The 12,574-nt window shown below is 62.6% G+C and carries 11 protein-coding genes; 6 read left to right on the top strand and 5 right to left on the bottom strand.

Going from position 1 to position 12,574, the window contains the following annotated elements; translation table 11 throughout:
- The first annotated feature begins 192 nt into the window (after nucleotides 1-192).
- Both E4J93_RS05825 and E4J93_RS05820 read left to right on the top strand, forming a co-directional pair.
- A complete protein-coding gene (locus E4J93_RS05825; protein WP_222705692.1) occupies nucleotides 193-699 on the top strand; it encodes a hypothetical protein in 507 nt (168 codons plus the stop codon).
- Nucleotides 665-1,594: a DUF4268 domain-containing protein gene (locus tag E4J93_RS05820; protein WP_147588530.1), complete on the top strand. Its 930-nt coding sequence runs from the start codon at nucleotides 665-667 to the stop codon at nucleotides 1,592-1,594. Before E4J93_RS05825 ends, E4J93_RS05820 begins: the two co-directional genes overlap by 35 nt.
- Nucleotides 1,595-1,785: 191 nt before the next feature.
- On the opposite strand, the gene E4J93_RS05815 is transcribed toward E4J93_RS05820, so the two are convergent.
- The 3 genes from E4J93_RS05815 to E4J93_RS05805 all read right to left on the bottom strand — a co-directional run bounded on the left by E4J93_RS05815 (nucleotide 1,786) and on the right by E4J93_RS05805 (nucleotide 3,637).
- The gene (locus E4J93_RS05815; RefSeq protein ID WP_187231624.1) at nucleotides 1,786-2,535 is read right to left on the bottom strand and encodes a metallophosphoesterase; all 750 of its coding nucleotides are present in this window, start codon (nucleotides 2,533-2,535) and stop codon (nucleotides 1,786-1,788) included.
- 1 nt (nucleotide 2,536) lies between these two features.
- Nucleotides 2,537-3,268: a metallophosphoesterase gene (locus E4J93_RS05810; protein WP_147588528.1), complete on the bottom strand. Its 732-nt coding sequence runs from the start codon at nucleotides 3,266-3,268 to the stop codon at nucleotides 2,537-2,539.
- Nucleotides 3,269-3,376: 108 nt separating this feature from the next.
- Nucleotides 3,377-3,637, bottom strand: a complete 261-nt coding sequence (locus E4J93_RS05805) for a hypothetical protein (protein ID WP_147588527.1) — start codon at nucleotides 3,635-3,637, stop codon at nucleotides 3,377-3,379.
- Nucleotides 3,638-4,065: 428 nt separating this feature from the next.
- Between E4J93_RS05805 and E4J93_RS05800 the strand changes: the two genes are divergently transcribed.
- Both E4J93_RS05800 and E4J93_RS05795 read left to right on the top strand, forming a co-directional pair.
- A complete protein-coding gene (locus tag E4J93_RS05800) occupies nucleotides 4,066-6,063 on the top strand; it encodes a type IIA DNA topoisomerase subunit B (RefSeq protein ID WP_147588526.1) in 1,998 nt (665 codons plus the stop codon).
- Nucleotides 6,064-6,140: 77 nt separating this feature from the next.
- Nucleotides 6,141-8,381, top strand: coding sequence for a DNA gyrase subunit A (locus E4J93_RS05795; protein WP_147588525.1), 2,241 nt, complete (start codon nucleotides 6,141-6,143; stop codon nucleotides 8,379-8,381).
- 204 nt (nucleotides 8,382-8,585) lie between these two features.
- Here E4J93_RS05795 and guaA read toward each other — a convergent pair whose 3' ends face one another.
- Nucleotides 8,586-10,193: a glutamine-hydrolyzing GMP synthase gene (guaA, locus tag E4J93_RS05790; RefSeq protein WP_147588524.1), complete on the bottom strand. Its 1,608-nt coding sequence runs from the start codon at nucleotides 10,191-10,193 to the stop codon at nucleotides 8,586-8,588.
- A 264-nt stretch (nucleotides 10,194-10,457) separates the two neighbouring features.
- Between guaA and E4J93_RS05785 the strand changes: the two genes are divergently transcribed.
- A complete protein-coding gene (locus E4J93_RS05785; RefSeq protein ID WP_147588618.1) occupies nucleotides 10,458-11,501 on the top strand; it encodes an asparaginase in 1,044 nt (347 codons plus the stop codon).
- Between the two features lie 42 nt (nucleotides 11,502-11,543).
- Here E4J93_RS05785 and E4J93_RS05780 read toward each other — a convergent pair whose 3' ends face one another.
- Nucleotides 11,544-12,098: a hypothetical protein gene (locus E4J93_RS05780; RefSeq protein WP_147588523.1), complete on the bottom strand. Its 555-nt coding sequence runs from the start codon at nucleotides 12,096-12,098 to the stop codon at nucleotides 11,544-11,546.
- 201 nt (nucleotides 12,099-12,299) lie between these two features.
- Between E4J93_RS05780 and E4J93_RS05775 the strand changes: the two genes are divergently transcribed.
- Entirely contained in the window at nucleotides 12,300-12,476 is a 177-nt protein-coding gene (locus E4J93_RS05775; protein ID WP_255431935.1) for a helix-turn-helix domain-containing protein, read from the top strand.
- Nucleotides 12,477-12,574: the final 98 nt, after the last annotated feature.

Genomic DNA, 12,574 nt, shown 5'->3' with positions numbered 1-12,574 from the left:
TCAGCTCCCTATTATCCACCGTGATAGCCTAGTACGCCATATCCAGCGCATCTGACAAGCTCCAAGCCCTATCTCTGCAAGGAGTTGCATGAAGTGACAATACACTCTTTTCCCAGTTGAATGAGCATTCTTCTGACCCTGGTGGACACTCGCCTTGAAGGAAGAGCCGCCTATCTTTGGATCGGAGGGAACATGGGATCAATCAACGCTACGACTATTGAGGAACCTCTAACCCCGCTTGGCGTGCTCACATCGAACTCTCGATCCCACTCCATCATGAAGACAAAGGTCGATGAACTCACGAAACATGCCGAGATGCACAGCTGCATGGTCGAGCGGATCTTTCAACTGGAGCAGGGCAAGGCCATCGTCAAACGGGATATCGAGGTGCCCAGCGAAAAGACGGTCCCGTTCGGCCTTGGCAAAACCAAACCAGCATGGGCAAAACGCCGAATCGTGGCAGCAACCTCATTGAGCGCGCAAGCCTCTTTTGCAATCCCGTCTGAAACGCGCGCTCTGCAGCTACAACCGGACGTTAATGGTCAGCATCACCGCGGAGCTCTTTCGAGGTATACAATAAAGCCAATGCGGAATTCGCGGCATGGAAGCCCGCCCGCATCTGTCGACAGCTTCAGGCGGCAGCGCAAAACGAAAGTGAGCCCTCATGGAATACAACCTGGACACATTGAAGAAAGTTGAGCTCCGCGATGTGTGGCCTCATGAAGCGCTCGACTTCACCAAGTGGCTCTCCGAGGAGCCAAACCTTGCAATGTTGAGCTCGGCTGTCGGCATTGAGCTCGAACTCATAGAAACCGAATCATCCGTAGGCTCGTTCAATGTAGATATCTATGCGCAGGAAGTCGGAACCGGGCGCAGAGCGATTATCGAAAACCAACTCGAGGACACCAACCACGACCACTTGGGAAAGGTAATCACCTACGCCGCAGGTAAGGGCGCCGAGATTATCGTGTGGGTGGTGGCGTGCGCCCGCGATGAACATCGCCAGGCTATCGAATGGCTCAACCAGCACACCGATAACAACTTCGGCTTTTTCCTCGTCGAAATTGAGCTATGGTCCATCGGCGACTCGTTGCCGGCACCGCGCTTCAGCGCAGTCGAACAGCCCAACGAGTGGACAAAGACCATCAAGCTCAGCGAGGGTCTCTCCGAAACCGAGCGCGTCAAGCTCTCGTATTGGACCAAATATCGCGAAATCGCCCAGTCGACGCCCGAGTTTCTCAAAGTGTTCAATCCGCAAAAGCCCTCTAAAGACCACTGGACCACGCTTCGATGCGGCACTTCGGCTTACCACATTGCGCTCTTGATAGACACGCAGCATGGTCGAACCGGAATAGAGTTCTGCGTACCCGACGATAAGGAAATCGGCCACAAAGCCATAGAGAACGCCAATTTGTTTGAGGAGCGTCTTGGCCTTGCCGCCACGCCCTTCGACGCCAAGAAGGCATCGGGGCTTCGCTTCTACAAGGACGGATGCAAGATCAAAGGCAACGAAAACGCATGGCCAGGGTTCATATCGCAACAGCTCGAGTGGGCGCTCATCATGAAGCGGGTAATCGTCGAGTTGGGTCTTTAAGCAACACCACCTTGCTTGCAATGCCATTTGCTGGATGTCCTGGCAGTTGAACCCCGCACCGCTTAAGCGTCGCCTCAAGATTCCGCAGCGCCGTCTGCACCCATCCGTGCGCATCGAGCTCTATACCAAGCTCCCCCAGCTTATGCCGCGCGGCGCACGCGAGCATCTTGCTCGCCGTCGCATGCCGCGCGTCAGCCATGGGAGCCGTCACCTATCGGCTCGCGGTCCTCGTCGATGCGGCAAACGTCGATGGGAACGATATCGCGGTAGATGAGCCTGTGGCGATCGTCCCGCCACTCGTCGTCATGGTAATGGCCGAAGAACCAGGTGCGGTAAGAGAGCCTGCCGTCGACCTCCTGGAGAAACGCCTGGTGCGCATCCCCGCCGTCGAAGGGGCGGTTGCATTCCCAACAGAGGTCGTCCGCGATGTCGAGCGGCGCCTCGTGCGTGATCACGTAGTCAACATTCCAGCCGCGGCTGTCGAGGCTGGCGCGGGCCTCCTCGCGCTCAGCATCCGAGGGCAGTTCCTCCGGCCACCAGCTCTCGCCCTCGGTCCGCCACGCGCGATCGTGCGACGAGGCGCCGCCCATAGTGAACACGCTGATGCCATCGATATCGAACACCTGCCCGCGCATGAGATGCAGCACGTGCGGGCGCACCTCGTGCACGCGCCCACCGCACCACTCTCGCTCGGGCATCGCGGCGAGCAGCCCGTGGTTCTCGTGGTTGCCGTCGACGAAGCACGTGGTCCAAGGCCGATCCTCGAGCCATTTGAGCCAGTAGGCGTCCGTGTTGCCGCCGTCCCATACGTAGCCGAAGTCACCGGCGACGATCACGACGTCGTCGCGCGTGAGCTCGCGACCCAACGGCCAGCTGTGAAAGGAGAGGCGGTTGCGACCGTACTCGGCCGCTCCATGCATGTCACCGGTGATGTATATCAAATCAGCCAACCCCTTTTATATCCAGCCGCGATCGGCCGTCCACGCCCGCGCCGATCGGGACGATGCGCTCGAACAGCAGCGTATGCCGCTCGTCGATGTCCCTGTCCCCGTGGAAGTGCCCGTAATACCAGTGCTTGAAATCCAGGCGCGCGTCCACCTCGTCCAAAAACCTCGTCAGGCACTCGTCCGGAAGGCCCGATATGGGCAGCGACGGATGGAGGGTGCGCGCCATCAGGCGCTTGGGGCACGTATGCGTGATCACGTAGCCGACCTTCCAGCCCACGGTATCCAAGTTGGCGCGGGCTTGGTCGAGGTCCTGCTCGATCGGGACCTCGTGCGGCCACCAGTCGACATACGGCGTGCGGTACGCCCGGTCGATGCTCGCGGCGCCGCCCAGCGTGAAGATGCGCGCGCCATCGATCTCGTAGACCTCGGAGCGCATGAGGCGCATGATGGGCGAGCCATCGGCCAACCGCTGGACCATGCCGCCGCCCCAGGGCTCCGTTGGACGCGCGGTCCAATGGTCGAAGCGCTCGTGGTTCCCGTCCACGAAGAGCACCCTATACGGCCTGGACTCCAACCAGGCGATCTCGGCGCCCTCCTCCTCCGAAAAGTCCCACGGATAGCCGAAGTCGCCCGCCACGATGAGGTAGTCGCCGGCGCGCCCCTCCTTCCAATCCTTGAGCCGCGATAGGCCGACGAATCCATGCAGGTCACCCGTAACGTAGATCATCTCGCATCATCCTCCGCCCAAGGCATCACTTCGAGGATCCCCCGCTTCACTTATAAAACCTGATGTCCCCATGGAAATAATCGCGCCAACGATCGCAATTGGAAGAGCCTAGGCATATTCCCTCGACGCCTCTCTCGCAAGCCGCAGGATGAGCTGTGCATTGTTGTGGACAAAGGAATCAAGGCGAGTCATGTCGGACTCATCGAAGCCCTCGATCGCCGTCCACTCAAATGCGGGAAGCGTGCACACGGCGGAATCAAAGACTAACTCGACAGGGCGCTCGATGGAAACCTGCACCTCGCCCGAGTCCAAGACATTTGAAAACGCCACCTGTGTGCCATCTTCAAGCTCAGCGTAGTTGTAGAACATCGCGCACCTCCGCCACAGTCTTTTGCCAGATTATACCCACGCACAACGAACCGCGCCCCTCATTCCAATCCTTGAGCCGCGATAGGCCGACGAATCCATGTAGGTCGCCCGCAACGTAGATCATCGCCGATCGCCCTCCGCCCAAGTCGCCACCTCGAGGAACCGCGGCTCCACCGGGCCCGCGAGCCACACGCCGTTGCGCGACAGATAGAAATCCCTGCCCTCGGCCGCCATCGCCGCCATCGCCGCCATTGCCGCCATGTTTGGCGAGGATAGCGAAACCGTCGCACGCCCCGCGCTTACAAATTTCTCGAACCTCTGTTCGATGGATTTCGTGTCGGGCGGCGCCGCGGGCGGGGTGCGCTATGCTACGGTATTCATCTACAGAGCTATAGGGACTCAAAAGAGGGGACACCGAGAGAGCGAGCATGGCAAAGAACACCGCAAACTATGGCAACGACAGCATCCGTCAGCTCAAGGACGAGGAGCGCGTACGTCTGCGCCCCGCCGTCATCTTCGGCTCGGACGGGCTCGACGGCTGCGCGCACGCCGCCTTCGAGATCCTGTCCAACGCCGTCGACGAGGCGCGCCAGGGCTACGGCAACCTGATCACCCTCACCGCCTTCCGCGATGGCTCCATCCAGGTCGAGGACAACGGCCGCGGCTGCCCGCTCGACTGGAACCCCTCCGAGAAGCGCTTCAACTGGGAGCTCGTCTTCTGCGAGCTCTACGCCGGCGGCAAATACAACAACAACGACGGCGGCGACTACGACTTCTCGCTCGGCACCAACGGCCTGGGTTCCTGCGCGACCCAGTACGCGTCCGAGTACATGGACGTCACGGTCTGGCGCGACGGCAACAAGTACTCCCTCCACTTCAAGAAGGGCAAGGTCGTGGGCGCCAAGAAGAAGGCGCTCGAAATCGAGCCCACCGATGAGCACCGCACCGGCACCACCATCAAATGGCGCCCGGACCTGGAGGTCTTCACCTCGATCAGCATCCCGCACGAGTGGTACCGCGAGACCATGCGCCGCCAGGCCGTGGTCAACGCCAACGTCACCTTCCGCCTACGCATCGAGGGCGACGACGGCGAGTTTGCCGAAGAGGACTTCTGCTACCCCAAGGGCATCGAGGACTACGTGCTCGAGAAGGTAGGCGCCGACTACCTCACCGAGCCCTTCTTCATCGAGGCCGATCGCCGCGGCCGCGACCGCGAGGACCTGCCCGACTACAACGTCAAGATCACGGCGTGCCTGTGCTTCTCCCGCACCTTCCAGATGCAGGAGTACTACCACAACTCGTCGTGGCTCGAAAACGGCGGCTCGCCCGAGAAGGCCGCCCGCAGCGCGCTGACCAGCGCGATCGACGCCTACATCAAGCAGCAGGGCAAGTACAACAAAAACGAGAGCTCCATTAAGTGGCAAGACGTCCAGGACTGCCTGGTGCTGGTGACCAACTGCTTCTCCACCCAGACGTCGTACGAGAACCAGACTAAGAAGGCCATCAACAACCGCTTCATCCAGCAGGCCATGACGGCATTCTTCAAGGAGCGCCTGGCGACCTACCTGATCGAGAACAAGGACGCCGCCAACAAGATCCTGGAGCAGGTGCTCATCAACAAGCGCTCGCGCGAGAACGCCGAGAAGACCCGCCAGAGCATCAAGACCAACCTGCAGCAGAAGACCGACATGGCCAACCGCGTGCAGAAGTTCATCGACTGCCGCTCCAAGGACAAGACGCGCCGCGAAGTCTACATCGTAGAGGGCGACTCGGCGGCGGGCGCCATCCGCACCTCGCGCGATGCCGAGTTCCAGGGCGTCATGCCCGTCCGCGGCAAGATCCTCAACTGCCTGAAGGAGGATTACCCGCGCATCTTCAAGTCCGACATCATCATGGACCTCATGCGCGTGCTGGGTTGCGGCGTGGAGATCAAGGACAAGCGCATCAAGAACCTGGGCGCCTTCGACCTGGACAACCTCAACTGGAGCAAGGTCATCATCTGTACGGACGCCGACGTCGATGGCTACCACATCCGCACGCTCATCTTAACGATGCTCTACCGCCTGGTGCCCACGCTCATTGACGAGGGCTACGTCTACATCGCCGAGTCGCCGCTCTACGAGATCAACTGCAAGGAGAAGACCTACTTCGCCTACACCGAGCTGGAGAAGAACGGCATCCTGGCCGAGATCGGCGACCAGAAGTGCTCCATCAACCGCTCCAAGGGTCTTGGTGAGAACGACCCGGACATGATGTGGCTCACCACCATGAACCCCGAGACGCGCCGCCTCATCAAGGTGGAGCCCGAGGACATGGCCAAGATGGAGACCATGTTCAACCTGCTACTAGGCAACGACGAGGCGGGACGCAAGCGCCATATCGCCGAGCACGGCAAGGAGTATCTCGACCAGCTGGACCTGCAGTAAGGTCAACCAACCACCATCGGGCGGACACGCCCGCATCACGGCACGACGGCCCCAAGAGAAGCACCAAGAGGAACAACGTGGCTAAGAAGAAAACCAACACGCAGAGCAAGAAGAAGCAGGTCAACACCGATAACGTCATCGGCCTGCACTCGGAGGTCACGGCGCAGCCCATCACGGAGACGCTCGAGACCAACTACATGCCGTATGCCATGAGCACCAACGTCTCGCGCGCGTTCCCCGAGATCGACGGCTTCAAGCCCTCGCACCGCAAGCTGCTCTACACCATGTACAAGATGGGCCTGCTGAAGGGCGACCGCCAGAAGAGCGCCAACATCGTAGGCCAGACCATGAAGCTCAACCCGCACGGCGACGCCGCCATCTACGAGACGATGGTCCGCCTCGCCACGGGCAACGAAGCGCTGCTGGCGCCGTTCGTGGAGTCGAAGGGCAACTTCGGCAAGTACTACTCGGGCGACCTGAGCTACGCCGCCTCGCGTTACACCGAGGCCAAGCTCTCCCCCATCTGCGCCGAAATCTTCAAGGACATCGACAAGGACCCGGTCGACTTCGTGGACAGCTACGACGGCGCCATGAAGGAGCCGCGCCTGCTGCCCACCACGTTCCCCAACATTCTGGTGTCGGCCAACAAGGGCATCGGCGTGGCTATGGCCTCCGACATCTGCGGCTTCAACCTCAACGAGGTCTGCACCGCCACCATGCACTTCCTGCAGGATCCAAACTGCGACCTGCTGGAATACATGCCCATGCCCGACTTCTCCACCGGCGGCGAGATCATCTACCGCCGCGAGGAGATGGAGCGAATCATCGAGACGGGCCTGGGCAGCTTCCAGATCCGCTCGCGCTGGCGCTGGATCCCCGAAGAGCGAATCATCGAGGTCTACGAGATCCCCTACACCACCAAGACCGACGTCATCATCGACCGCATCATCAAGCTCTCCAAAGAGGGCAAGGTGCGCGAGATCGCCGACATCCGCGACGAGACCGACCTCTCCGGCCTGCGCATCGCCATCGACCTGAAGCGCGGCGTGGACGCCGAGAAGCTCATGGCCAAGCTCTATCGCAGCACCACGCTGCAGGACTCGTTCTCCTGCAACTTCAACGTGCTGGTGGACGGCTATCCGCGCGTGATGGGCGTGCGCCAGATCCTGCATGAGTGGGTCGCGTGGCGCATCCAGTCCACGCGCCGCCGCGTGAACTTCGATCTGGGCAAGAAGTCCGAGCGCCTGCACCTGCTGCACGGCCTCGAGGCCATCCTGCTCGACATTGACAAGGCCATCGCCATCATCCGCGGCACCAAGCTCGAGGCCGAGGTCGTCCCCAACCTGATGCGCGGCTTCGATATCGACGAGACCCAGGCCGAGTTCGTAGCCGAGCTCAAGCTGCGCAACATCAACGAGGAGTACATCCTCAACCGCACCAAGGACATCGCGAAGCTCGAGGGCGAGATCGCCGAACTCGAGGAGATCCTCTCGAGCGAGGACAACATCAAGAAGGTCATTTCCGACGAGCTGGCGGCGGTCAACAAGAAGTACGTCATGCCGCGCCGCACGGGCCGCATCGAGCCTTCCGACGTCATCGAGGTGAGCCTGGAGCCCGAGGTCGAGGAGTATCCGGTCACCATCATGCTCTCCCGCGAGGGCTACCTCAAGAAGATGACGGACCGCGTGCTGCGCAAGGGCGCCGCGCTCAAATACAAGGACGGCGACGAGCCGTTCATCGAGTTCCCGTCCGCCAACACGCATGATCTGCTGGTGTTCACCAACATGAGCCAGGTGTACAAGTGCAAGGTCGCGGCGTTCGAGGACACCAAATCCGCGCAGCTTGGCTCGTACCTGCCCACCGACCTGGAGATGGAGCCCGACGAGACCGTGATCTGGGTCCTCGACCCCGAGGACTACAAGGCCGACGTGCTGTTCATCTTCGAGAACGGCCGCGCCGTGCGCGTCGCGCTGGCGGGCTACGTCACCAAGACCAACCGCAAGCGCCTCAAGAACGCCATCTACGGCGGGTCCAAGCTGCTGTACGCGCAGGTGCTCAAGGAGGACCGTGACATCGCGCTGGTCTCCAACGACTTCCGCCTGATGAACTTCAACACGTCGCTGCTCAAGACCAAGACGACCACCAGCACGCAGGGCGTCCAGGCATTCACGGCCAAGAAGGGCCGCATCGTCACATCCGTGAGCACGACCGAGGAGGTGCTGGGCGCGGGCGTCTCGACGGAGAAGTTCACCGCGCAGAGCCTGCCCTGCGCCGGCGCGCTCATGAAGGAAGACGACATGCCGAGCTTGTTCGACTAGGGGCTGCGCGGGCAAAACACATTCGATTCGGGCCGCCTCCACGTGCAATGGTCGTGCCGCGAATCTAAACAAGGAGGGTCCTGGGCGATGTACCCAGGACCCTCCTCTTTTTTCACCTTCAATTCCAATACGGCACCCAGTTCAAGCAGATTGGCGAAAATAAGGCCGTGTTAGGTCCATTATTGGAGAAAATCAGGCAGAAATCTACTCCCACTCGATGGTCGCCGGGGGCTTTGAGGTGATATCGTACGCCACACGGTTGACGCCGGGGACCTCGGCCACGATGCGGCCGGAGATGCGTGCGAGCACCTCGTAGGGCAGGCGCGCCCAGTCGGCGGTCATGGCGTCGCTGCTCTCCACGGCGCGCAGGATCACGGGGCGCGCGTAGGTGCGCTCGTCGCCCATCACGCCCACGGACATGATGTCGGGCAGCACGCAGAAGTACTGCCAGCAGGAATGCTCGCTATTGCGCTCGCCGGTCTTCTCGAAGAGGCGCGCGTTGTAGGCGTCCAGCTCCTCGCGCACGATGGCGTCGGCATCTTTAAGGATCTCGAGCTTCTCGGGGCTCACCGCGCCGATGATGCGGATCGCCAGGCCGGGACCCGGGAACGGCTGGCGGTACACGATGTGCTCGGGCAGGCCCAGCGCCAAGCCCAGCTCGCGCACCTCGTCCTTGAAGAAGTGGTCCAGCGGCTCGATGAGGTCGAAGTGCACGCCCTCGGGGAACGGGATGAGGTTGTGGTGGCTCTTGATGGTGGCCGTCTTGCCGCCCGTCTTGCGCGCGCCGCTCTCGATGATATCGGGGTAGATGGTGCCCTGGGCCAGATACTTGACGGGGCGCCCATCGCGCTCGAGCTCCTTGGCCACGGCGAAGAACTCGTTCCAGAACTGCGTGCCGATGATGCGGCGCTTCTCCTCGGGATCGGTCACGCCGTCCAGCAGCGCGGCATAGCGCTCCTCGGCATGCACGTGCACGAAGTCGACGTCGAACTGCTTGGTGAAGACCTCCTCCACCTGCTCGGTTTCGCCCTTACGGAGAAGCCCGTGGTTGATGAACACGCAGGTCATCTGACGCCCCACGGCACGGGCGCCCAGCGCTGCCACCACGGACGAATCCACGCCACCGGAAAGCGCCAGAATCACGCGGTCCTCGCCCACGGCCGCACGGAACTCGTCCGTCATGGTCTCCACCAGGTTGTCCATGGTCCACGTGGCCTCAAGCCCGCAGATGTCGAACAGGAAGTTCTTCAGCAGCTGCTGACCGTACTCGGTGTGCTTCACCTCGGGATGGAACTGCGTGGTGTAGATGCGGCGCTCGGCGTTCTCCATGGCGGCGACCGGGCACACGGAGGTGCTCGCCGTCACGGTGAAGCCCTGGGGCACGGTGGACACGGCGTCACGGTGGCTCATCCACACGGTCTGCTCGATCGGTGTGGCGTTGAACAGCGCGCTCTCACGGTCGCGCTCGATGGTGGCCGGGCCGTACTCGCCGATCTCGGAATGGCCCACCTCGCCGCCGAGCGTCACGGCGGTCACCTGATGGCCGTAGCAGAAGCCCAGGATGGGCAGGCCCAGGTCGTAGATAGCCGGGTCCACCGTGGGCGCGTCCTCGGCGTACACCGACGCGGGGCCGCCGGACAAGATGAGCGCGGCAGGCGCCATGGCGCGCACCTCGTCGGCGGAAATGTCGCACGGCACGATCTCGGAATACACGTGCAGGTCGCGCACGCGACGGGCGATAAGCTGCGCGTACTGCGCGCCAAAGTCAAAAACGAGGACCTTCGCCTCGCCATGCAATCCGTTCTGAGACATGGGTCTCCTCTCTACCGGATCGGGTTTCATAGCTCCTCGCCAACGTGCAATACGCAGGTCGCACGCTATGCAGGCGAAAATAACCGTCATATCATACACGTTTCGCATGGAACAGCAGTACATAGCTGCGCATATGCACACAGGCTACAAGTTGCCAGCTAGACGCCCCGCCCCAACCGCCGACCGCGGGCGCGCTCCACAACCCGCCCACGGCGTTGGCGTACAATAGCGCCCAGAAACCAGCGAGGAACGGACATGCGCACTATGAAGAACATCCTGCTCATCGCCACCGGCGGCACCATCGCCTCGGCAGAAGACGACAACGGCCTCTCCCCCGCCCTCACCGGCGAGGAGCTGGCCCAGAGCGTGCCGCAGATCGCCGGCCTGTGCGAGCTCGACATCGTGCAGCCCATGAACATCGACAGCACCAACATGCGCCCCTGCGACTGGCTCACCATCCGCAACGTCATCATGGACGCCTACGACGATCACGACGGCTTCGTGATCCTGCACGGCACCGACACCATGTCCTACACGGCGGCCGCGCTGTCCTACCTCATCCAGAACAGCCGCAAGCCCATCGTGCTCACCGGCTCCCAGCAGCCCATGGGCAACCCGTTCACCGACGCCAAGCTCAACCTCTACCAGAGCCTGCTCTACGCCATCGGCGACCGCTCGCACGACGTGTCGATCGTCTTCGGCGGCAAGGCCATCGCCGGCACACGCGCCCGCAAGCAGCGCACCATGAGCTTCAATGCGTTCATCAGCGTGAACTACCCGTCGCTCGCCTATATCCGTAACGACCGCATCATCCGCAGCGCCATCCTGCCCACCCCGGCAGAGATCGCCGCCGCCCGCCCGGCCATCCCGCCCATCGCGCCCACCACCTACGAGCGCATCGACGACCGGGTCTGCGTGCTCAAGCTCACCCCGGGCCTCACGCCGGCGTTCTTCGAGCTGCTCGCACCCAGCTACGATGCCGTTATCCTGGAGACCTTCGGCATGGGCGGCATCCCCGAGTACGGCGCGGACGCCACGCGCACCTACCAGCGCGCAATCTTCGATTGGGTCGATTCCGGGCGCACCATCGTGATGACCACGCAGGTGCCCGAAGAAGGCCTCGACCTTGGCGTGTACGAGGTCGGTCGTGCCTATGCGGAGCATCCCGGCATCCTGAAGGGCGACGACATGACCACCGAGGCGCTCGTGGCCAAGACCATGTGGGCGCTCGGCCAATCCCGCGACGCGCAGACGGTGCGCGAGCTGTTCTACCGCCCCGTCAACCACGACCGCATCGCCAACGCCTAGCAACCGGGCGAAACCGCCCCGTCTCGCCTGGCTGCGGCGCCCTTAGCGCAGCGCCTGGGCGCACGCCAGCGCACGGCGTAGCGCATCAGCGGAGCGCGGCCCCAGCGCCACCTCGGCGGCGCGGCATGCATCGGCGCCCGCCTCCTCCATAGCCAATGCCACGCCCGACATGGCCATGGCCTCGAGCGCCGCTGGATGCGCCGCGGCAAACACCACGCGATTACGCGAGATACCCTGCTCCTGGCACCACAGAGCGAAGGCCGCAGCCGCCCGGGCGGGCGCGTCCAGACCCTGCAGCGCCGCCACCTCGCCTTCCCCATCCTGCGCCGCGTAGCTCACGATGACAGGATGAAAGCCCGCCTCGTCGCACGCGCGCTCAGCCGCGCAACCGTCAACCGCCGTGAGCAGCGCCACCCGCACGCCCGGGCACTCGGCCAGCACGGCGGCTTCGTCTGAAGCGATTTCCAGGCGCGCACCGTCCTCGCCGCCGCGCCAATCAAGCCACGCCACCCGGTCCAGATCGAGGAACAGCACGGGATCGGGCTCCGACACGCCGCCCCGCACCATGCAAAACCCCTGATTGCTACACGAATCCATACAAACCACCCTCGCATCTCCCCCGCCCGCGCACCGCTCGGCACCCCACCACCGCAGCTGCCGGCCACGCCTCCCACTGCCGCCCACGCGCGCCGGCGTATGCAGTAACTTTGAACGTAAACTATAGTTTACATCCGCTGCAGCACGCCGCCGCACACTCAGCGTATGGAGACGAAGACAGGACATATCCTCGGCCAAAACGTGGCTGCCATCCGCACCCGGCAAAACCTGAGCAAGAGCCAGTTCTGCCTGATGGCGTCCATCAGCCGCCCGTATCTCGACCTGGTGGAATCGGGCTCGTCCAACATCACGCTCGAGAAGCTGGACAGCCTTGCCGAGAGCCTGGGCGTCGAGCCCTGGGAGCTCATCCACCCGTAACCGCGCGACGCCTCCCGCCGCGTCCCCATGCCAACGAAAGACGATATGAGTTGAACATTGGAGCCCCTCCCCTTGTAGCTCTATCGTGGGTCGGGCGA

The organism is Collinsella sp. BA40 (assembly GCF_008014645.1).
Lineage (GTDB): Bacteria > Actinomycetota > Coriobacteriia > Coriobacteriales > Coriobacteriaceae > Collinsella.
The sequence above is the reverse complement of the archived record's forward strand: the minus strand, read 5'-3'. Positions and strand labels throughout refer to the sequence as shown.